The sequence below is a fragment of the Marinobacter salexigens genome (genome assembly GCF_018860765.1).
GTDB lineage: Bacteria > Pseudomonadota > Gammaproteobacteria > Pseudomonadales > Oleiphilaceae > Marinobacter > Marinobacter salexigens_A.
This window is the reverse complement of record NZ_JAHKPV010000006.1, coordinates 132,740-154,300: the sequence shown is the minus strand read 5'-3', so window position 1 is coordinate 154,300 and position 21,561 is coordinate 132,740. Positions and strand designations below refer to the sequence as shown.

The window sequence follows — 21,561 nt, the reverse complement described above, 5'->3', positions numbered from 1 at the left end:
CAATTCCAGCATCAATAAATAGAGGCTTGTTAACTATGGAACTGCAACTGACCCACCCGTATCAGGTAGGTATTGGGCGAGTGCTTGGAGCCTTCTTCGACAAAGATCATATCCTTGAGAAAAATGAGTTCTTGGGCTCTCGGAATGTGCGCGTGGCGGAGCTGAAAAAGGACGATGCCTCGGCAAAACTGGTGGTTGAACGTCAGATGACAACGTCGGTGGAAGTGCCGGGTATGCTCTCGCATTTTCACCGTGAATGGAATCAGGTTCGTCAGGAAGAGCATTGGTTTCGCAAGAGCGACTGCGAATGGCACTGCGAGTTTCGTGTACACATTGAAGATGTCCCAGCCAAGATCAAAGGCGTGATGAGGCTGGAGGGTACGGAAGAAGCTTGTACCAATCATGTGACCTTGAATGTGCGTTGCGACATTCCGTTACTGGGCAAAAAAATTTCGGCATTCCTGAGAGAAGACTCCAAGGTAAAAATGGAGCGTGAGTATGAAACCATACTGCAGCTTCTATAGTGCACCTTCCGCAATCAGATCGTCTAGGCTAATAGAACCCCGGTCCGGAACCGGATCTTTACGCATGCCGTAAACCTACCCCAAGCGTTGCGGTGACCTATGGCGCAGCGCCAAACCCGGGGGGGGCTTGTAGCAGCACTTGCCACTGACTCGGTAGGCGTCGCAGCTGCCCCCCAGCGTTTCGCGAATAAACCAGACCACCAGCCTGATGGCTGGATATTTCTAAACTGATGATTTTGGCGATGTCCCCTTTGGCTCCGGAGCTGGGAGAATGTCGCATTATCATCTTTATCCGTCGATTTTTGATAATTAGGCATGTCGGTTTGTGAGTGACACTGATGCACATGCCGATAACAGCTCGTATGGAATTTTTTTCACATCGACTTTTCGGCAAAAGGCGAATTAAAGCAAAAACAATAGTCGAAAGCCGGAGTGATTCTATCCATGTTATCTACACGTTTCCTGCACCCTAAATCCATTGCTGTTTTTGGCGGTCGTGAAGCAAAAAAAGTGATTGAACAATGCGAAGCGGTTGGCTTCACCGGAGAGATTTGGCCGGTTCACCCTAAGCATGATGAAATTTCCGGCCGTAAAGTTTATCGATCAGTCGCCGAGTTACCCGGTAGCCCTGATGCGGCCTATATTGCGGTTAACCGCGATTTGAGTATCCAGATTGTAGCTGAGCTGGCGGCTCGGGACGCAGGCGGAGCAGTGTGTTATGCCACGGGGTTCTCTGAAGCCGGTGAGGCTGGAAAAGCCCTTGAGCAGAGCCTGTTGCGAGCCGCCGGCAGCATGTCGTTGTTGGGCCCGAATTGCTACGGCTTTCTGAACTACATTCAGGGCGCCATGATGTGGCCGGACCAGCAGGGTGGCCGTCGGGCAGACCGCGGCGTTGCCTTTATCACCATGTCGAGCAATATCGCTTTTAACCTCACGATGCAGCGCCGCGGCTTGCCAGTGTCTTACCTGGTGTCACTGGGCAACCGGCTCAAGTTTGATCTTCACGATGCAATTACCACCTTTGCCCAGCAGGATGAAGTGTCAGCGATTGGATTATATGTCGAGGGAATATCCGACCCGTGGGCCTTTCAGCAGGCCGCCGAAACTGCTCGCCAGTTTGGCAAGCCTATTGTTGCCCTGAAATCCGGCCATTCAGAAATTGCCAGTCAGGTGGTGATGTCTCATACCGCAGCCTTGAGTGGTTCCGATTCCCTAATCGATGCGTTGTTTGAACGCTCCGGGGTCGCTCGGGTGAGCTCGCTGGAAACCCTGGTTGAAACCTTGAAGTTGTTGCATGTGCACGGCCCCCTCAGCGGCGTTCGAGTCGGCGCGATGAGCACGTCTGGAGGCGATATGTCTATTTTGGCTGATGCCATAAGCAAGACATCGCTGACGCTACCGCCACTGTCAGACAGCGGAGCTATGGCTTTAAAGCGGGTTGTGCACGAGCGAATGGTGGTAGCTAACCCCTTGGATTACCAGCTGTTTGATTGGGGTGATCGGGAAGGCTTGCGACGCACCTACGAGGCGTTTATGAACGAAGGCTTCGATCTGGCGATCAGCATGCTGGATCTGCCTCGAGAAGATCGCTGTGACGCTTCTGATTGGGAAAGCGCGGAGGCGGCCATCATCGAGGCAGCCAAAAACCTGCGATATCCGGCCGCCGTAATGTCAACGCTTTCTGACAACCTGCCAGAAACACTGTCGCTGCGGTTGCTTGATCACGGCATTGCCCCTCTGAATGGCATACAGGCGGCAATCCCCGCCGTTGAGGCGGCTGCCCGGATAGGCCAGCTCTGGGCCCGCAAGGAGCCCTCGCAGTTAATTCTGCCAGGTGCCTCCATTGAAATGGCGGGTGAGCATGTTATTGACGAAGCACGTGCGAAAGAAGCGTTATCGACGTATGGGTTAAGCGTGCCGAGGTTCCGAGTGGTGTCGTCGTCGGCCGACGGTGTCGTTGCGGCCGAAGAGCTGGGTTATCCGGTGGCTGTCAAAGCTTTAGGTGTCGCCCACAAAACTGATGTTGGTGGTGTCCGGTTAAACCTGACTTGCCCTGTCGAAGTTACAGCAGCAGTGACGCATATGTTGGCGATGGGTCGCAGTGTTTTGATAGAGAACATGGTTTCCGGCAGCGTCGCCGAACTGATTATAGGTGCCAGTCGTGATGAACAGTTCGGCCTGCATCTGGTGGTGGGTGCTGGTGGCATTCTGGTGGAATTGCTCAAGGACAGTCAGCCCTTGCTGTTGCCAACCAACCGCACTGAGGTGGAGAAGGCGTTGCGCTCACTGCAGACCTCCAGCCTGCTGTTCGGTTTTCGCGGGCGGCCGGAGGCCGATTTGGAAGCTGTGATTGATGCGGTCATGGCGATTGCGGCCTACGCCGAGCGCCACGCGGACTCATTGATTGAACTCGACGTTAACCCACTGATGGTGTTGCCGGAAGGGCAGGGAGTGGTCGCTGCGGACGCCCTGATCCGGTGTGTTCCCGGCCGTCATCAGACCACTCAACCCGCGAATTTGGCTGACACTCAGGAGACCGTCCAATGAGTGAATTTCTAGAGCTGGAGCGTCGTGGGGCTGTGCTTGAGATTACCCTTAACCGCCCTAAAGCCAACACCATTGATATCCCCCTTAGCCTTGAGCTGGGACGCGTCTTTGCAGAATTTCGCGATAATCCGGAATTGCGGGTTGCCATCATGACCGGTGCGGGTGATCGCTTTTATTCTGCGGGCTGGGATCTGAATGCGGTCGCCGAGGGCGAGGAATACATAGGCGATTTTGGTGACGGTGGCTTTGCCGGTTTCCCCGAAATGAAAGACCTCAACAAGCCGGTGATTTGTGCGGTGAATGGTATGGCGGTCGGCGCCGGATTTGAAATGCTGATGCGGGCTGATTTTGTGGTGGCGGCTGAGCACGCCGAGTTTTTGCTGCCGGAAGTGCGTATCGGCATTGCACCGGATATTGGCACCTTTATGTTGCCCAAACTACTGACCCGGCAACGGGCGATGGAAGTGCTGATGACCGGGCGCCGGTTTTCGGCCCAGCGAATGGCTGCCTGGGGCTTGGTGAATCAGGTTGTGCCGGGATCGGAGTTGATGAGCGCAGCGCGGGCGCTGGCTGAGAGCTTGTTGAAAGCTGCCCCCTTGTCGCTGGCAGCGATCAAAGAGGTGGTCAACAGTACCGAAACCAGCACTTTTGCGGAATGTTATGAGCGCTTGCGCACAGACACCTGGCCGGCGTTCAAAACCATGCTGGAAAGCGATGACTCGATGGAAGGAGCCAAAGCATTTGGCGAGGGCCGGGAGCCCCGCTGGGTTGGCGAATAAATAGCGATTTCCAAATTCAGAACAAGAAAGGAATATACCGATGTCCGAATATCTGCACGCTGTGCGTAATGGCGAAATTTTCGAAATCACTCTGGATAAACCCAAAGGCAATGCTGTCAGCGCCGAGCTGAGTCGTGATATGGGCAAGTTGTTCGCGGAGTTCCGTGATGACCCCTCGCTACGGGTGGCCATTCTTACCGGTGCCGGGGAGAAGTTTTTCTGTGGTGGTTGGGACTTGAGCTCGGTCGCCGAAGGGGAAGAGTTCATCGGCGATTTTGGTGAAGGTGGTTTCGGCGGCTTTATTGAACTGCCGAACCTGAACAAGCCGGTGATTTGTGCGGTTAATGGTTACGCCATCGGTGCCGGCTTCGAAATGCTGCTGCGTTCAGACTTTGTTGTGGCCGACGAGTCCGCGCAGTTCTGGTTGCCGGAGGCGCAACTGGGGGTTGCTCCAGATGTGGCTACCTTCTTGCTGCCAAAATTGCTGCCGCGACAAAAGGCCTTTTCCATTCTGATGACTGCACAGCGTTTATCCGCCCAAGAGCTTATGGACCTTGGCTTGGTTAACACCGTTGTGCCCAAGGGCGAGGCCATGTCCGCCGCCCGTGAGTTGGCACATGAGCTGATCAAGGCTGCACCACTTTCTTTGGCGGCCATCAAGGAAGCGATCGAGCTAACAGAAGGTCTGACCTTCGCTGAAAGTTATGCGGCCCTGCGGGCAAAAGAGTGGCCGGCATTCATGGCTATGCTCGACAGCAAAGATGCTCAAGAGGGCGCCAAAGCGTTTCTTGAAGGGCGAGCCCCTGAGTGGACTGGACAATAACAATATCTGATTGGGAGAAGACTATGGATTTTCAGTTGACCGAAGAACAAAGCATGCTGGTAAGCACAACAGCAGCTTTTGTCGAAAAAGAACTGTTGCCACACGAAGATGCCGTTGAAGCCAGCGGCGAGGTAAGCCCGGAGCTCGCTACGACCATCACTCAAAAGGCGCTGGAGGCCGGCCTGTATGCGTTTAATATGCCCGAATCAGTGGGAGGACTGGGTATTGATCACGTTTCCCAGGCTCTGATTGAGCGGGAGTTGGCTAAAGTCTCGTGGGCGCTGCAGGTGTTTGTCGCGCGTCCAAGCAATATCCTGATGGCATGCAGAGGGGAGCAGATTAACGATTACCTAATGCCGTGCGTTCGCGGCGAGAAGGCGGACTGTTTCGCTCTGACTGAGCCAGGTGCGGGTTCTGATGCAGCGGGTATCACCACCCGTGCGCGCAAGGACGGCGACAGCTTCGTGATCAATGGCGGCAAGCATTTTATAAGCCATGCTGGCGAAGCCGACTTTGCGATTGTGTTTGCGGTTACCGGTACTGATAACTCGTCAGGACGTCCCCGTAATCAGGTTACCTCGTTTCTGGTGGATAAGGGCACCCCGGGTTTCACCGTCCGCCGTGGCCCCATCTGCGTCAGTAACCGTGGTTATCACCAGTATGAAATGTTTTTTGATGATTGCCGGGTACATGAGTCCAAAGTTCTGGGTGACGTGGGTAAAGGCTGGGATGTGGCCAATGCCTGGCTGACTGCGGGACGGGTCATGGTGGCTGCTCACTGCGTTGGCCAAGCTCAGCGTGCGCAGGCGCTTGCAACGCAATGGGCCGCCGACAGAAAACAATTTGGTAAAGCAATCGGTTCCAATCAGGGTATTTCGTTCAAGCTGGCAGACATGGTCACTGAGATTCGGGCGGCCGAGTTGATGACGTTGCATGCCGCCTGGAAGATGGATCAGGGCACGATGACCGATGGCGATGCCGGCATGGCAAAACTCTATGCCAGCGAAATGCTGGGGCGTGTGACCGATGAGGCGGTACAAATCTACGGTGGTATGGGGCTAATGAATGAAACGACTGTGGAGCGGTTGTGGCGAAATGCCCGAATCGAGCGAATCTGGGAAGGTACGTCGGAAATTCAGCGCCACATCATTTCCAAGGAACTGTTGAGGGCTCAGGCGTAAAAACGATTATTGCCCAAAGCAAGCTTTAGATCTTCTAATAATAAATAGGTCGAATAGAGGCATTTAATAATGAAATCAACAACAAACGTGGTTAAAAAACAGGAGGCCCAGATAGATCGCCATATCTTCTGGCCTGCATGCATTATTGTTACCGCCGTTATCATCGTGATGATCGTGTTCGAAAGTCAGACGCAAGCAGCGATCAAGGTTGCGTTTGAGTTTGTCACCAATCAACTGGGGTTCGCCTATATCTGGGCCGGAGCGTTTTTCTTCGGTGCGGTGTTATGGCTCTCACTGGGGCGTTACAACCAGGTTCGGCTCGGTGGACCGGATGCCAAGCCGGAATTCTCGAGGCTTAGCTGGATCGTCATGTTCTTTTGCTCCGGTATAGGCACGTCGCTGATTTTCTGGTCGTCCATTGAATGGACCTACTATTTTACTGCGCCACCTTTTGGTCTGGAGCCAAAAAGTGATGCGGCGGCTGACTACGCTGCGATGTACGGCATGTTCCACTGGGGGCCGTTAGCTTGGGCGTTTTATTGTCTGACGGCTTTCCCTATAGGCTATGCGTTCTATAACCGTAAGCAATCGCAGTTGCGCTTAAGTGCGGGCTGCGCGGGTCTCATTGGCGATAAAAATGCCAACGGTCTTGCGGGCAAGGTAATTGATATTGTGATGGTTTTTGGCTTGGTCGGAGGCATTGGTACTGTGTTGGCTTCGGGCACGCCAATGCTGGCAGAAGCCGTTAGTCGTTTGTTTGGTATCGAACACACCTTCAATGTTGACATTGGAGTTGTGCTGATTTGGGTTGTCATTTTTGTCACCTCAGTGGTGCTGGGATTAAAACGCGGTATTCAGCGCTTAAGCCAGATCAATCTTTATGCTCTGAGTATCCTCTGCGCCATGATTTTCATTGGTGGTCCGACTTTCTTTATGCTGAACAGCTTTACCAACAGCGTGGGTTTGCTGGTCACTGAGTTCGCCCACATGGCGTTCTACACCGATCCAGTGGCCGAAAGCATGTTCCCGCAATGGTGGACCATTTTTTACTGGGCCTGGTGGGTCGCAATGGGGCCTTATATGGGTATTTTTATCGCTCGTATATCCCGCGGCCGTACCTTCCGTGATATCGGGCTGACGGTGCTGGGAGCCGGCAGTGCTGGGTGCATTTTATTCTTTGTCCTGTTTGGCAGCGTTTCCATGCATGCCGAACTGAACGGCACCTTTCCGGTGATCGAGACCATCGCCAGTGACGGTCCTTCGGCTGCCATTTTAGGCACTCTGGAGCAGTTGCCCTTCTACGATATTATTTTGGTGCTATTTATCCTGGTGGGCTTTGTGTACTCCGGTACAACGGTGGATTCGTCCGCGTATGTATTGGCTTCGGTAACGTCGCGTAACCTTGGTGAAGGTATTGAGCCAAATGTCGCCAACCGGTTTTTCTGGGCAGTAGCGCTGGGAGCCGCAGGGCTGGTGTTGATGAATGCTGGTGGACTGGAGCCGCTAAAAACCGCAAGCCTCGTTGTTGGCGTGCCCTTAATGGTGGTGATGTTTATGTCCTTCGTCTCACTGTTGCGCTGGTTGCGCGTGGATTACCCGGAGTTGCAGTCATCACTGACTCAGGTGAGCAGGGGCGTAGTGGTTAAAGCATCACCAATCAGGGTCAGAGAACCTTTAGCAGGAGCGAAATAACATGTTTAAAACGCGGATTACGGAGCTGTTTGGAGTTGAGCATCCCGTCCTTCAGGGCGGGATGCAGCGAGTGTCAACGGCAGAGCTGGTTTCAGCAGTTGCCAATGCGGGCGCGATGGGGTTTCTTACCGCACTGACACAACCAACGCCCGAGGCCTTGGCGCAAGAGATTGTTCGTACTCAGGCAATGACCAACAAGCCGTTTGGCGTAAATCTCACAATTTTGCCCACGCTTACACCACCCCCCTATGCGGAGTACGCACAGGTCATCATTGATTCTGGCGTCAAATTTGTCGAAACCGCGGGGCGCAGCCCTGAGCCATTCATGGCGGCGTTCAAGGCTGCCGGCATCAAAGTGGTCCACAAATGCACCTCGGTACGCCATGCACTGAAGGCGCAAGAGGTTGGTTGCGATGCGGTGATCATTGACGGTTTTGAGGCCGCTGGGCATCCGGGCGAAGATGATATTCCATCACTGGTGTTGGTGCCGAGCACGGTGGATGCGCTGAGCATTCCTGTCGTTGCCTGCGGTGGCTTTAGTGATGCCCGTGGTTTGGTCGCAGCTCTGGCAATGGGTGCTGAGGGCATGAGCATGGGTACCCGCTTCTTATGCACGGTGGAGGCTCCGGTGCATCAGAACCTGAAAGACAAGCTAGTGGCGAGTAGCGAGCGGGATACCCAGCTTATTTTCCGTAAATTCCGCAACACCGCGCGGGTGCATCGTAATACTGTTGCAGAAGAAGTGGCGCGCATTGAACAGCGGGAAGGCAGCGAGTTTTCGGATGTGACTGAACTGGTAGCAGGCAAGCGCGGGGCGATAGTGCTGGAAACAGGGGATATGGAGCAGGGGATTTGGTGGGCAGGAATGTCTCAGGGCTTGATCCATGACATTCCAACGGTCGACGAATTGGTCAAGCGTATTGTGTCGGAAGCGGCCGAGATTGTTCGCGGGCGCCTGGCCGGGCTAACAATTGCCTGATACGAAATGAGCTGAATTGAGACGTTTTATGACTTTAGCCCCCTCGGGGGCTTTTTTATAATTCGACAGGGGGCGTTGTACGTAGTTTATGCAGCTTACGATCGGCTGACGGTGTGCAGTTATAGGTGGAGCGGTAATTTCGTATGAGTGCAGCAGACGAGTTAAAGCCAGTGCGCACAGAAATTTGAGTAATGCTGAAATTCGTTTCCCGCAATAATCGCCGGGCTGCAGCCGCGCGCAGAAAAATATAATAGCGGGCTGGTGTTGTTTCTAGAATATTGCGAAATTCCCGTTCCAGTTGTCGCTGTGACGTACCCACTTGCAGTGCCAGGTCCGAGATGGCCAGCGGCGTTTCAATATTGGCCTCCATAACTTTAACCGCTTTGGCCAGGCGTGGTGCTCGCATACTGAGCCGTGCGGAAGTAAATTCCCGTTGCTGGCTGCTGCCAGGACGCTCAATATCAAAAATCAGGAACTCAGCAACCTCGATCGCCAGTTGCTCGCCGTGGTGCCGGCGAATCACTTCCAGTATCAGATCCATCGACGTGCTGGCGCCCCCGGTAGTGATTCTGTCTCGGTCAATAACGTAACGGTCGGCACACACTTTGATCTCAGGGAAGGTTTCCTGGAACACTTCAAGCTCTGCCCAGTGAATGGTTGCCCGGTAGCCGCTTAACAGGCCTGCTCTGGCGAGGGCAAACGACCCCGCATCCAAACCGGCGATTTGTTTGGCATAGGGCTTCAGTTTCTTGAGTTGGTGAATCAGCTCAGGCGTGATGTAAGATTTGTAGTTGTAACTGGCGAGAACAAACAGAATGTCCAGCGGAGCCGTGTCCGGAATGTCGGAGATGCCTTTGTTAACTGGAAATGTCAGGCCGCTGGTGCTTGAAACACTGTGACCATTAAGAGAAAACAAGTGCCACTTGGCGACCGGCTGGTCAGATAAGTCATTGGCGGCCCGGAGCGGCTCTATGAGGTTAGAAAAGCATAGATTGCTGAACTCCGGTAATAAAAGGATGCCGTAGTTTTTGATCACGACGCTGTTATCCTGAATTATGCTCTTGGTTTTAATATTAAATTAAGAAATAAAGCCCCTGTGAAGGGGCGATATCAAAACCTGACAGTGGTAACCCAGCAGCCTATCAGTGCGCCAGCACCCGCGAGAGAAACGCCTGAGTGCGCTCATTCTGAGGGTTGTCGAACACGTCATCCGGCTTACCTTGCTCCACAATCTGACCTTCGTGAATGTAGATCACCCGGTCGGCCACTTCCCGAGCGAAGCCCATTTCGTGGGTGACCACCATCATGGTCATACCTTCTCTTGCCAGTTCCCGCATGACATCGAGCACTTCGCCGATCATTTCAGGGTCCAGTGCTGACGTGGGCTCATCAAACAGCATTAAGCGCGGTTCCATGGCTAGGGCACGAGCAATGGCAACCCGTTGTTGCTGGCCACCGGAGAGATGGGTGGGGTACTTGTCGGCTTGGCTGCCAATACCTACCCGTTCCAGCAGGCGCTCTGCTGTCGCATTTGCCACCGTCTGTGGCGTGTTTTTGACTTTCTGTGGCGCCAGCATAATGTTCTTCTTCACCGTAAGGTGAGGGAACAGATTGAACTGCTGGAATACCATGCCTACTTCTTTGCGAATGTTCGAAAGGGCTTCTTGGTTTCCGCCCTTTGGTGCAAGTTTTTGACCTTCAACCTCTAATTGGCCAGATTCGAATTCTTCCAACCCGTTCACACAGCGAATTAAGGTGGATTTTCCGGAGCCACTGGCGCCGATAATAACGACCACTTCGCCCTGTTCTACGGATAAATCGATATCTTTAAGGACATGCAATTTGCCGAAGTACTTGTTCATGCCCTTCATTTGTACGATATGAGTCATGTATCAGGTTCCTTCAGACAGAGGCCAGTCCGCGCCGTTCAACCAGGCGGAGAATCAGGGACAGTGAGAGGGTGATGGCCAGATACATAATCGCGACCACAAAATACACCTCAAAGGCGGTGAAGGTACTGGCAATATAAACCTGACCCTGGCGAACAAGTTCGCCCACACCAATAACCGAGAACAGCGAGGTGTCCTTGATACTGACGATGGCTTGGTTACCAAGGGGCGGAATCATACGCCGGAAGGCTTGCGGCCAAATGATAGACCAGAATGTTTGGGTGCGAGACAAGCCCAAAGAAAGCCCGGCTTCCGATTGGCCTTTGTCGATGGACTGAACGCCACCGCGCACAACTTCGGAAATGTATGCGCCCGAATTCAGCGCAATGGCGGCAATACCCGCGGTTAGGGGGTCAATAGGGCCACCGATCAAATCCGGCAAACCGTAGAAGATAAACAAAACCTGAACGAGAATAGGGGTACCACGAAAGATTTCGATATAGGCCGTTGCGGGCCATCTCAAAAACCACTTTTTGTTAATGCTCAGCAAGCCAAATATGATGCCCAAGGCAAAGCCGATCATCAGGCCGCCAAAAGAAATCATCAGAGTGTAGGGTATCCCTTTTATCAGAAAAGGGATGGAGTCTATGGCTGCCTGCCAGTCAAATTGGAACTGGGAATCCACAGTGTGCGTCTCCGCAGGGTTGGCGTCAGAAGTCGCCGGGGCTAATTAGCTCCCGGCGCTATGATAGGAATAGGCCTAGCGGCCCTTCAGCCTTTACTTGCCTTCAGGCAGCGGGCCGAACCACTTTTCATAGATGTTTTTGTAGGTTCCGTCTTCTTTCATTTCGGCAAGGGCTTCATTAACTTCGTCCACCCACTCACTGCCGTCCTTCAGCGCGATGCCGTACTGCTGGCCTTCGTATAACTTGCCAACGGTTTTGACTTTGCCTTCACCCTTGGTACGCGCAAAATAGCCCACGTTCGGGGAGTCGTAGAACACGGCATCTACAGAGCGGGACATCAGCGCCATGTACATATCCGAGCTGCCCGGGTATGGCGTTACACCGTCGTTTTTATCCAGATTTTTCTTCAGGAAGTCGTAACTGGTGCTGCCGATTTTGGAGCCAACCTTTAGGCCTTCAAGGTCAGAGATTTCGGTTACGTCGTTGTTGTCTTGGCGAACCAAAATCCGCAGACCGGAATCGTAGTACGGGTCGGAGAAATCAACGATTTTTTCACGTGCTTCAGTGATGGTGATACCAGCAATGGCAATATCCACGTTGCCTGTCTGTAGTGCTGGGATGATGCCGTTGAAGTCCATGGTGTTGATGTTGTAGTCAAAGCCTGCGCGCTGGGCGACTTCGGCGATGATCTCCATATCAAACCCAATCATCTCACCGGTTTCTTGATCCAACATCTCGAATGGAACAAAGCTGGGGTCGGTAGCTATGCGCAGGGTTTCAGCGCTGACAGCGCTCGCTGCTACGGTAAGTGCTAGACCTGTACCCAGAGTTTTCAGCCATTTCGTGCTCATGCTTTCTCCTTTTCTTTCTTATTGAGGCTCCGCTTGCCCGATAAGGCAAACCGGGAGCTCACTGTTGGTGACCGTGAACCCCGGGGAGCATTGGTGGAACTGCATCACATACACTTTAGACTATGACTCAGGTGAGCGCCGAAAATCAAATGCTTGGGGAGTCTAACTCCCTCTCCCCTTGCGGGAGAGGGTTGGGGAGAGCGGATGTCTCAAAAAGCGATCTTATCCCGCTCACTGATGCCAAGGTTCTTCCAGATGCTGATGCTCGGCTCAGCCTGATTCAGGGTATAGAAGTGCAACCCTGGCGCGCCGGCTTTCAGCAGCTTCTCGCACATCTCGGTAACCACTTCCTCACCGAACTTGAGAATGCTCTCTCTGTCGTCACCGTAAGCTTCGAGCTGCTTGCGAATCCAGCGCGGTATTTCCGCACCGCACATGTCGGAGAAGCGCACTAAGCTAGAGAAGTTCACGATGGGCATAATCCCCGGCACCACAGGAATGGTTACCCCGAGCTTTTCCAGCCGGTCGATGAAGTAGAAGTAGCTGTCTGCATTAAAGAAGTACTGAGTAATGGCGCTGTTGGCACCAGCCTCCACTTTGCGGGCGAAGTTCTTCAGATCATCTTCGGCATTTCGTGCCTGCGGATGAAACTCCGGATAGGCTGCTACTTCCAGATTAAAATGATCGCCGCTGTGTTCACGAATGAACTCGACCAACTCGTTGGCGTAGCGCATTTCACCGGATGCACCCATACCAGAGGGCATGTCACCGCGAAGGGCGACAATCCGGTTGATGCCGTTCTCTTTATACAGATCCAGCAGTTCCGCAATTTCTGCCCGCGTACCACCGACGCAGGAGAGGTGGGGGGCTGTTGAAATGCCCTGCTTGTGCAAGTTGAGCACGGTTTCAATGGTGCGGTCCCGGGTGGAACCGCCCGCGCCGAAGGTGACCGAGAAAAAATCCGGGTTCACCTCGGCGAGTTGGTCGCGAACAGTTTGAAGTTTTTCCTTGCCCAAGTCGGTCTTGGGCGGGAAAAACTCAAAGCTGAAGCGGCGTTTAAACTGTTTCTGGGATTGCATCTTGTTATCCGATTAGTACTTGTAGCTTTCTGGCTTGTACGGGCCTTCGACCGGTACACCGATGTACTGCGCCTGTTCCGGAGTCATCTTGGTGATGACGCCACCAAAGCCTTCAACCATAGCGAGGGCAACTTCTTCGTCCAGTTTCTTGGGCAGAACCTGAACGTAGATGCCTTTCGCGCGGGCGTCTTCGGGCAGGTCTGCGAACTTGCGTTCGAACAGGTACATCTGCGCCAGAACCTGATTGGCAAAGGAGCCATCCATGATGCGTGAAGGGTGGCCCGTGGCGTTGCCAAGGTTTACCAGACGGCCTTCGGAGAGCAGGATTAGGTGGTCGTTAGTGGCCTTGTCGCGATAGATTACGTGAACCTGTGGCTTAACTTCGTCCCATTCCCAGTTTTTGCGCATGTAGGCCGTATCGATTTCGTTATCGAAGTGGCCGATGTTGCACACAACCGCGCCGGATTTTAGAGCTTTGAGCATATGTGCATCGCACACGTTCATGTTGCCGGTAGTGGTAACCAGAATGTCGGTGTTCTGCAGCAGGGCTTTGTCGATGCCCGCCTCGGTGCCGGTGTTCACGCCGTTGATGTATGGGGAAACAACCTCATAGCCGTCCATGCAGGCCTGCATGGCACAGATCGGATCAGCTTCGGTTACCTTGACAATCATGCCTTCCTGACGCAGTGAAGCCGCAGAGCCTTTGCCCACGTCGCCGTAGCCGATCACCAGAGCTTTTTTGCCAGACATCAGGTGGTCAGTGCCGCGTTTGATGGCGTCGTTGAGGCTGTGGCGGCAGCCGTATTTGTTGTCGTTTTTGGATTTGGTTACGGCGTCGTTCACGTTGATGGCTGGTACTTTCAGGGTGCCATCGCGCAGCATTTCTTGGAGGCGGTGTACGCCAGTGGTGGTCTCTTCGGTAACACCGTGGCAGTTGGCCAGAATTTCCGGGTACTTCTCGTGGAGCAGGGCAGTCAGATCTCCGCCGTCGTCCAGAATCATGTTGGGTTCCCAACCATCTACGTCTGCACCGATGGTGCGCTCTAGGCACCAGTCGTATTCTTCGTCGGTTTCACCTTTCCATGCAAATACGGGGATGTTTTTTGCTGCGATGGCGGCAGCTGCCTGATCCTGTGTGGAGAAGATGTTGCACGATGACCAGCGTACGTCTGCGCCTAGTTCGATCAGTGTTTCGATCAGTACAGCGGTTTGGATGGTCATGTGGATGCAGCCCATGATGTTGGCGCCTTTCAGCGGCTGCTCTGCTTTGTATTTGTCGCGCAGTGCTATGAGGGCTGGCATTTCGCCTTCGGCGATTTTGATTTCTTTGCGGCCCCAATCGGCCAGATTGATATCGCGGACTTTGTAGTCGTCGAAGTTGCTCATTGGTGTGCTCCGTTTGGTTCTGTTTTGGCCCGAGCCGTGAGTAAGGCTCGGTGCTGCTAAATTTCGATATGTCGGTGGTGGGGTCATCCCTCCCCGGAACCGCTACGAGCACATCCATGTGCGCTTGTCTCCGGCCGTCCATGGCCTACGACATTCCGGGGAGGGATGACCCCACCACCTCGTTCTGGTTTCGGCGTATGCGATCTTGAATACGCCGACAAATCCGTTAGATACCTGCAGCGTCTTTAAGAGCAGCTGCGCGGTCGGTTTTCTCCCACGGGAAGGTGGTGAACGTTTTGCCCGCAACGGTTACTTCTTCCGGCTCGCGGCCGAAGTGGCCGTAGGCTGCTGTGGCCCGGTACATGGGGTGTAGCAAGTCGAGCATGTTGGTGATGGCGTAAGGGCGCAGGTCGAAGTTCTGGCGTACCAGTTCGATGATTTTGTCGTCGCCGATTTTGCCGGTGCCGAAGGTGTTTACGGAGATGGAGGTTGGTTGGGCCACGCCGATGGCGTAGGACACCTGAATCTCGCACTTGTCGGCTAATCCAGCAGCAACGATGTTTTTGGCAACGTAGCGGCCAGCGTAGGCGGCAGAGCGGTCGACTTTTGAGGGGTCTTTTCCGGAGAAGGCGCCGCCGCCGTGGCGGGCCATGCCGCCGTAGGTGTCTACGATGATTTTACGGCCAGTCAGGCCGCAGTCGCCAACCGGGCCGCCGATAACGAACTTGCCGGTGGGGTTGATGTGGTACTGGGTGCCTTTGTGTAGCAATTCGGGCGGCAGTACGTTTTTAACAACCAGTTCCATTACGGCTTCTTTCAAGTCTTCCTGAGTAACGTCGGGGTCGTGCTGAGTTGAGAGTACAACAGCGTCGATTCCAACAACTTTGCCGTTTTCGTAGCGGCAGGTTACTTGGCTTTTCGCGTCTGGGCGTAGCCACGGGAGAATGCCGTTTTTGCGGGCTTCGGCCTGACGCTCTACCAAGCGGTGGGCGAAGGTGATGGGTGCAGGCATCAGCACTTCGGTTTCGTTGCTGGCGTAACCGAACATTAGGCCTTGGTCGCCCGCGCCCTGATCTTCCGGCTTCTGGCGGTCGACTCCTTGGGCAATGTCGACGGACTGCTTGCCGATGATGTTGATGATGCCGCAGGTGTCGGCGTCGAAGCCTACGTCTGAGGAGGTGTAGCCGATGTCTTTGATCACACCGCGAACTAAGTCTTCTAAGTCTACCCAAGCGCTGGTGGTGATTTCACCGCCTACGATGGCAACGCCGGTTTTTACCATGGTTTCGCAGGCTACACGGGCGTGGGGATCTTCTATAAGGATAGAATCCAGAACCGCATCGGAGATTTGGTCAGCCAGTTTGTCCGGGTGGCCTTCAGAGACCGATTCGGAGGTGAAGATGTTGTAGTCAGACATAGGTTTGCTCCTTTGTGAGCGTTTTGAAATCTTGTCGGTGGCTGAGTGATGCAGCAGGTGCCGACGTCTTTATCTGTTTTGGTTTGGTGTGCGTAGGTATTACTACCTACGACAATATCAAAGTATTTTGATATTCCCTGTGAAGGCCCGGAATATCTGGGTTTAATGAAAAATGTGATGAGAGATTGGTTATCTCAGCGGCAGTTGGGTTTTCCAGAACTCTCTCACCTGAATCTGGAAACCATTTCGCAATCCGATAAACAGCTGCTCACCAGCTTTTAAGCCTGCCGCTGCAGCCCATGCTGTGAGCTCTTCCGGCTCAAAGCCAAGCCATAGATCACCACAATTTTCTTGTGCCCAGTTTTGGTCGTGCCTGCACAGGTCGCTGATCATCAGGCAGCCACCGTTGTTCATCAGTGCGGCGGCATCGAGAAAAATGTCGGCCGGGCTGGGTACGTGGTGCAGCACCATGTTGGCGACCACCAGATCAAATGCATCGCCCCGGGCCAGCAGGGTGTCGGTGACACCTTCGATCAAATCAATGTTGTTTAAACGCTCGTCAATGCAGGTGCGAGTTGCCTTGGCGAGCATGTCGCGGCTGTTGTCCAGCGCCACAACGTGTTCGCAGAGCTCGGACAATACCGGCAGAAAACCGCCTTCACCCGGGCCGATTTCCAGTGCCGTTTGCCACAGTGTTTTGCGCGTACGCTTGCGAATCATGTCTGCTACAGGGGCGGCATACAGATCAAAGGCAGCAATCAACTCCTGCTGCTCACGGAACTGCTCTGAGTGCCGGGAGAAGAACGCCTGTGACTGATTAGCCCGCTGGTTACGGATGGCTTCAATCTTGTCTTGCAGGTGTGCTGGCAGGGGCGCACTGTCGACCGCTTCAAAAATTTGGCGAATGGTCAGATCTGTTGGCTTCTCGTTATCCAAATGCAGTGGGCGGCGGTAAAAAATGGCGTTGCCCTCACGCTGTGGTTCTACCAGACCTGCCTTGTGCATCACTTTTAAATGGTGGCTCATGCCAGACTGACGCATATCGAATAACTGGCTCAATTCGAGCACGCCAAAGGTATCGCGACGCAGCACACGCAGTACTTCCAGCCGCAATGGGTCGCCACTTGCCTTGTAGATGGGGGCAAGTACGTCCACGGAGGAAATTTGGTTAACGTGTGCATTTAAAGTGGTCATGGTTGCGGAGTGTATGTGGGTTAGACTGCTCAATCAATAGGCATATCAAAGTTTTTTGATATAGATTTATCATTCTTTGAAATCAGTCTCTTTCGGCAAACTCATCGTGAATATTTACACAGAAGCGGCACGTCGATTTGCCCAGGCACACCCTAATCGGCGAAAATACGCGCCTTATTTTTGAGCAGCTTTTTATCGCCCTGTAAAAAGCTCTGGATTGCACCCTATTTCCTTGAAAAAACAGTGGAGAAACGTCAATGCCCTCTCGTAAAGATCTCGCCAACGCCATTCGCGCGCTGAGCATGGATGCGGTTCAGAAAGCCAAATCCGGCCACCCGGGTGCGCCCATGGGCATGGCGGATATCGCCGAGGTGCTGTGGAACGATTACCTGAGCCACAACCCAACGAATCCGCAGTGGGCCAACCGCGACCGTTTTGTGCTTTCCAACGGCCATGGCTCCATGCTGCAGTATTCGTTGCTGCACTTGAGCGGTTACGACGTTTCTATTGACGACATCAAGAACTTCCGGCAACTGCACTCAAAAACCCCGGGCCATCCTGAATATGGCTACACCCCGGGTGTTGAAACCACCACAGGCCCACTGGGGCAGGGCATTGCCAACGCAGTGGGCTTTGCGCTTGCAGAGAAAACACTGGCGGCGCAGTTTAATCGTCCGGGCCATAATGTGGTTGATCACTACACCTACGCGTTCTTGGGCGATGGTTGCCTGATGGAAGGCATCTCCCACGAGGTATCGTCCCTTGCCGGTACTCTGGGTCTTGGCAAGCTGATTATGTTCTACGATGACAACGGCATTTCCATCGACGGAAAGATTGAAGGCTGGTTTACTGATAACACACCGCAGCGTTTTGAGTCCTACGGCTGGCAGGTTATCCCGGATGTAGATGGTCACGATGGCAATGCAGTGCGTGCGGCGGTTGAGAAGGCGCGTGCCAACACCGATCAGCCCACACTCATTTGCTGCAAAACAGTTATCGGTTTCGGTTCCCCCAACAAGCAGGGCAGCGAATCTTCCCACGGCGCGCCTCTGGGTGACGACGAAATTGCACTGACCCGCGAAGCGCTGGGTTGGGCACACGGCCCGTTTGAGGTTCCAGCCGACATATACGCCGCTTGGGACGCCAAAGAAAAAGGCGCCAAGGCAGAAAGCGATTGGAATGAAACCTTTGCAGCCTACGAAAAGGCCGAGCCAGAGCTGGCGGCTGAACTAAAGCGCCGTATGGCGGGCGAGCTGCCAGCCGACTTCTCTGAAAAAGCTCAGGCTTACATTCAGGAATGTCAGGACAAGAGCGAGACCGTTGCGAGCCGCAAGGCTTCCCAGAACACCCTGAACGCTTACGGCCCATTGCTTCCAGAATTGCTGGGCGGTTCCGCTGATTTGGCGGGCTCTAACCTCACTATTTGGAGCGGCTCAAAAGGCGTGACCAAAGAAGATGCCAGCGGCAACTACATCTATTATGGTGTGCGCGAGTTCGGCATGGCCGCCATTATGAACGGCGTCGCCTTGCACGGTGGTTTCGTACCCTACGGCGCGACCTTCCTAATCTTTATGGAATACTGCCGCAACGCCGTGCGCATGGCCGCACTGATGAAACAGCGTTCTATCTACGTATTCACCCACGATTCTATTGGCTTGGGCGAAGACGGCCCAACTCACCAGCCAATCGAGCAGCTGGCAAGCCTGCGCACTACGCCAAACATGAGCACCTGGCGCCCGGCCGACGCGGTAGAATCCGCCGTGGCTTGGAAATCTGCTATTGAGCGCACAGACGGCCCAACCGCTTTGATCTTCTCCCGTCAGGGTTTGCCTGGGCAGGCGCGTGATGCACAGCAATTGGCAGACGTGGCGAAAGGTGGCTATGTGCTAACAGACAGTGAAGGCGAGCCAGACCTCATTCTGATTGCCACCGGTTCAGAAGTTGGCTTGGCGCAAGACACCGCTGCCAAACTGCGAGAGCAGGGCAAGAAAGTGCGCGTTGTTTCCATGCCCTCAACCGACGTATTCGATGCCCAGAGCGCTGAATACAAACAACAAGTGTTGCCAATCGAAGTCACCAACCGCATTGCCATCGAAGCGGCCATTGCTGACTACTGGTACAAGTATGTGGGGCTGGATGGTCGCGTTGTAGGCATGACCACTTTTGGTGAGTCCGCACCTGCTGGCGAGTTGTTCAAAGAGTTTGGCTTTACCGTGGAGAACATTCTGGAAGTGGCCTCGGAACTATTGGACGCCTAATGACAAACTCCGCGCCCTTTCGTATTGCGATCAACGGGTATGGCCGTATTGGCCAGTGCGTGTTGCGTGCCCTATACGAAAACGGTTTTCGCGATCACTTGCAGGTGGTCGCGATTAACGAGCTTTCTGATATCGACACCATTGCGCACCTAACCCGGTACGATTCCACCCATGGCCGGTTCTCCGGAAGTATTGCCGTTCAGGGACAAGATCTGATCATCAATGGCGATGCCATTCGCGTGCTCCGGCATTCCGATCCGGCAGAGCTGCCGTGGAGTGAATTGGATATTGATTTGGTGCTGGAATGTTCGGGCGCCTATTCGGACCGGGCTACGGCCGAGCTGCATCTTCAAGCGGGCGCGAAACGTTTATTGTTTTCCCAGCCCGCCGAATCCGATGTAGACCGCACCGTTGTCTTTGGCATCAACGACGCAGACATTTCGAAAACAGATCGGATAGTGGCGGCAGGTTCCTGTACCACTAACTGCCTAGTACCGGTGATTACTGTATTGGATAAGGCCTTTGGCGTAGAGCAGGGCAGCACCACCACCATTCACGCAGCCATGAACGACCAGCCTGTGATTGATGCCTACCACCACCAAGATCTGCGCCTCACGCGAAGCGCGCTCCACAACATAGTGCCCGTAGACACAGGTTTGGCACGAGGCGTTGAGCGGCTGCTCCCGCACATGGAAGGACGCTTCAGCTCGGTAGCCCTGCGCGTACCTACCATGAACGTATCCGCCATCGATATGGTGTTTAACGTTCGAGAGCCAACCGACGTGCCCTCGGTAAACCGCGTGTTGAAAGAAGCGGCAAACGGCCCGTTAAAAGGCATACTCGGCTACACCGACGAACTGCTGGCCAGCTCAGACTTTAACCACGATTCCCACTCCGGCGTCGTAGACGGCGGCCAAACCCGCGTAACCCGGGGTACCATGGTGAAAGTACTGTGCTGGTTTGATAACGAATGGGGATTTGCCAGCCGCATGCTGGATGTAAGCCAAAGTTGGCTTTCTCGTACCTAAACTCTTTGCTAACAAACCGAAATAACGGAACCCAGATCATGGCCATCAAAAAAATGACCGACCTGAACCTCGCTGGAAAGCGGGTTCTGATCCGCGAAGACCTTAACGTACCTGTCAAAAACGGCGCGGTTTCCAGCGATGCCCGCATCCGCGCCTCCCTGCCCACCATCAAGGCAGCAAGAGACGCCGGTGCTAAAGTCATGCTGATGTCCCATCTGGGCCGCCCGGAAGAAGGCGTGTACGACGAAGCCGCCTCCCTCAAACCCGTAGCCGACAACCTCACCCAAGCCTTGGGGCAGGAAGTACGCCTGATTAAAGATTATCTTGATGGCGTTGAAGTAGCCGACGGCGAAGTAGTGCTGTTCGAAAACGTTCGCTTCAACAAAGGCGAAAAGAAAGATGACGAAACACTGGCCAAGCAATACGCGGCCCTGTGCGACCTTTACGTAATGGACGCCTTCGGAACAGCCCACCGCGCCCAAGCCTCTACCCACGGCGTTGCCCGCTTTGCACCAGACGCTTGCGCTGGCCCCTTGCTGGCGGCGGAACTGGACGCACTAGGCAAAGCGCTGGATAACCCCGCCAAGCCGGTTGTAGCCATTGTTGGCGGCGCCAAAGTCTCTACCAAACTTGACGTACTCAACGCCCTTGAAAAAGTGTGTGACCAAATCATTGTAGGTGGCGGCATTGCTAACACCTTCCTGGCCGCAGCAGGCCATCCGGTCGGAAAATCCCTGTGCGAGCACGAGTTGCTGGAAACCGCCAGAGACATAGCCTCCCGCGTGAACATCCCGTTGCCGGTAGACGTAGTGGTTGCCAGCGAATTCGCTGAAAGCGCAACAGCCACCATCCGTAACATCTCCGACGTGACTGATGACGACATGATTCTGGACGTAGGCCCAGAAACCGCAGGCCAGTTCGCCGAACTGCTCAAAAACGCCAAAACCATTCTATGGAACGGCCCGGTAGGCGTATTCGAGTTTGACCAGTTTGGTAACGGCACCAAAACTCTGGCCGAAGCCATCGCCGAAAGCGATGCCTTCTCACTGGCTGGCGGCGGTGACACAGTGGCCGCCGTTGACAAATATGGCATAGCTGACAAGATCTCGTATATTTCCACCGGTGGTGGCGCCTTCCTGGAGTTTGTGGAAGGCAAAGTACTGCCAGCGGTAGCCGTACTGGAAGAGCGCGGCGCGTAAAGGCGCTAACCCAGATCTGGATTCGCAAGGCAGGTGTGGTGGCGCTTTC

18 protein-coding genes are annotated in these 21,561 nt (G+C 54.1%); 10 read left to right on the top strand and 8 right to left on the bottom strand.

Annotated features, from left to right (window positions below; genetic code table 11):
- The first annotated feature begins 35 nt into the window (after positions 1-35).
- From KO508_RS06290 to KO508_RS06260, 7 genes are all read left to right on the top strand, one after another.
- Positions 36-524 carry a DUF2505 domain-containing protein gene (locus KO508_RS06290; protein WP_216007501.1) on the top strand — a complete coding sequence of 163 codons (489 nt, stop codon included), beginning with the start codon at positions 36-38 and terminating at the stop codon, positions 522-524.
- Positions 525-968: 444 nt separating this feature from the next.
- Entirely contained in the window at positions 969-3,071 is a 2,103-nt protein-coding gene (locus KO508_RS06285) for an acetate--CoA ligase family protein (protein ID WP_216007500.1), read from the top strand.
- Positions 3,068-3,850 (top strand): enoyl-CoA hydratase-related protein, encoded by a 783-nt coding sequence (locus tag KO508_RS06280; protein ID WP_216007499.1) that lies wholly within the window; start codon positions 3,068-3,070, stop codon positions 3,848-3,850. The genes KO508_RS06285 and KO508_RS06280 overlap by 4 nt, the downstream gene beginning before the upstream one ends.
- Positions 3,851-3,890: 40 nt before the next feature.
- Entirely contained in the window at positions 3,891-4,673 is a 783-nt protein-coding gene (locus tag KO508_RS06275) for an enoyl-CoA hydratase-related protein (protein WP_216007498.1), read from the top strand.
- A gap of 23 nt (positions 4,674-4,696) precedes the next feature.
- Entirely contained in the window at positions 4,697-5,854 is a 1,158-nt protein-coding gene (locus KO508_RS06270; RefSeq protein ID WP_216007497.1) for an acyl-CoA dehydrogenase family protein, read from the top strand.
- A gap of 69 nt (positions 5,855-5,923) precedes the next feature.
- Positions 5,924-7,546 (top strand): BCCT family transporter, encoded by a 1,623-nt coding sequence (locus KO508_RS06265; protein WP_216007496.1) that lies wholly within the window; start codon positions 5,924-5,926, stop codon positions 7,544-7,546.
- Between the two features lies 1 nt (position 7,547).
- Positions 7,548-8,525 (top strand): NAD(P)H-dependent flavin oxidoreductase, encoded by a 978-nt coding sequence (locus KO508_RS06260; protein WP_216007495.1) that lies wholly within the window; start codon positions 7,548-7,550, stop codon positions 8,523-8,525.
- Positions 8,526-8,580: 55 nt separating this feature from the next.
- On the opposite strand, the gene KO508_RS06255 is transcribed toward KO508_RS06260, so the two are convergent.
- From KO508_RS06255 to KO508_RS06220, 8 genes are all read right to left on the bottom strand, one after another.
- Positions 8,581-9,561 carry a GlxA family transcriptional regulator gene (locus tag KO508_RS06255; protein ID WP_216007494.1) on the bottom strand — a complete coding sequence of 327 codons (981 nt, stop codon included), beginning with the start codon at positions 9,559-9,561 and terminating at the stop codon, positions 8,581-8,583.
- 106 nt (positions 9,562-9,667) lie between these two features.
- Positions 9,668-10,414 (bottom strand): amino acid ABC transporter ATP-binding protein, encoded by a 747-nt coding sequence (locus tag KO508_RS06250; protein ID WP_252737949.1) that lies wholly within the window; start codon positions 10,412-10,414, stop codon positions 9,668-9,670.
- 13 nt (positions 10,415-10,427) lie between these two features.
- Positions 10,428-11,099: an amino acid ABC transporter permease gene (locus KO508_RS06245; RefSeq protein WP_216007493.1), complete on the bottom strand. Its 672-nt coding sequence runs from the start codon at positions 11,097-11,099 to the stop codon at positions 10,428-10,430.
- 93 nt (positions 11,100-11,192) lie between these two features.
- Positions 11,193-11,951: a transporter substrate-binding domain-containing protein gene (locus KO508_RS06240; protein ID WP_216007492.1), complete on the bottom strand. Its 759-nt coding sequence runs from the start codon at positions 11,949-11,951 to the stop codon at positions 11,193-11,195.
- 209 nt (positions 11,952-12,160) lie between these two features.
- The gene (gene metF / locus KO508_RS06235; RefSeq protein WP_216007491.1) at positions 12,161-13,030 is read right to left on the bottom strand and encodes a methylenetetrahydrofolate reductase [NAD(P)H]; all 870 of its coding nucleotides are present in this window, start codon (positions 13,028-13,030) and stop codon (positions 12,161-12,163) included.
- Positions 13,031-13,042: 12 nt separating this feature from the next.
- Positions 13,043-14,416 (bottom strand): adenosylhomocysteinase, encoded by a 1,374-nt coding sequence (gene ahcY / locus KO508_RS06230; RefSeq protein WP_216007490.1) that lies wholly within the window; start codon positions 14,414-14,416, stop codon positions 13,043-13,045.
- Between the two features lie 226 nt (positions 14,417-14,642).
- The gene (gene metK, locus KO508_RS06225) at positions 14,643-15,833 is read right to left on the bottom strand and encodes a methionine adenosyltransferase (protein WP_216007489.1); all 1,191 of its coding nucleotides are present in this window, start codon (positions 15,831-15,833) and stop codon (positions 14,643-14,645) included.
- Positions 15,834-16,022: 189 nt separating this feature from the next.
- Positions 16,023-17,027: a metalloregulator ArsR/SmtB family transcription factor gene (locus KO508_RS06220; protein WP_216007488.1), complete on the bottom strand. Its 1,005-nt coding sequence runs from the start codon at positions 17,025-17,027 to the stop codon at positions 16,023-16,025.
- A 257-nt stretch (positions 17,028-17,284) separates the two neighbouring features.
- On the opposite strand from KO508_RS06220, the gene tkt reads away from it, so the two are divergent.
- From tkt to KO508_RS06205, 3 genes are read left to right on the top strand one after another with little or no spacing between them, the layout of a single operon-like run.
- Entirely contained in the window at positions 17,285-19,285 is a 2,001-nt protein-coding gene (gene tkt, locus KO508_RS06215) for a transketolase (protein WP_216007487.1), read from the top strand.
- Positions 19,285-20,313, top strand: coding sequence for a type I glyceraldehyde-3-phosphate dehydrogenase (locus KO508_RS06210; protein ID WP_216007486.1), 1,029 nt, complete (start codon positions 19,285-19,287; stop codon positions 20,311-20,313). Before tkt ends, KO508_RS06210 begins: the two co-directional genes overlap by 1 nt.
- 38 nt (positions 20,314-20,351) lie before the next feature.
- Positions 20,352-21,512: a phosphoglycerate kinase gene (locus KO508_RS06205; RefSeq protein WP_216007485.1), complete on the top strand. Its 1,161-nt coding sequence runs from the start codon at positions 20,352-20,354 to the stop codon at positions 21,510-21,512.
- Positions 21,513-21,561 lie beyond the last annotated feature (49 nt).